This window comes from Pseudomonas sp. GW456-12-10-14-LB2 (assembly GCF_002884345.1).
GTDB classification, from domain to species: domain Bacteria; phylum Pseudomonadota; class Gammaproteobacteria; order Pseudomonadales; family Pseudomonadaceae; genus Aquipseudomonas; species Aquipseudomonas paraglycinae.
Window position 1 is genome coordinate 1 of the sequence record NZ_POHV01000218.1, and the last position, 259, is coordinate 259.

Genomic DNA, 259 nt, shown 5'->3' on the forward strand with positions numbered 1-259 from the left:
TCCTCACCGCGCCCCCGGCATCGCTAATTTATGATCAGCAGAAGATCGACCTGCAGGATCGTGGCGAATAGGCCGACAAGAAACATCCCCGCCGCCGGCATGAGGTCGCGCAAACTGGCCAAGATCAATCGCTTGAAGGTTTCGGGGTCTTCGCGGCGCAGAACCTTGAGCTTGGCGTAGCCCTTTCTCACGATCACCCCGGTGCGCGCCGCCCGCGCCAATCGCCAAAGTTCGGGAAGGATCACCGCCAGCGCAGCGA

At 61.8% G+C, this 259-nt stretch carries 1 protein-coding gene; it reads right to left on the minus strand.

Annotation, left to right across the window (positions count from 1 at the left end):
* Nucleotides 1-23: 23 nt before the first annotated feature.
* A partial coding sequence (locus C1X29_RS29345) for a hypothetical protein (protein WP_158247918.1) occupies nt 24-259 on the minus strand: 236 nt, incomplete at its 5' end.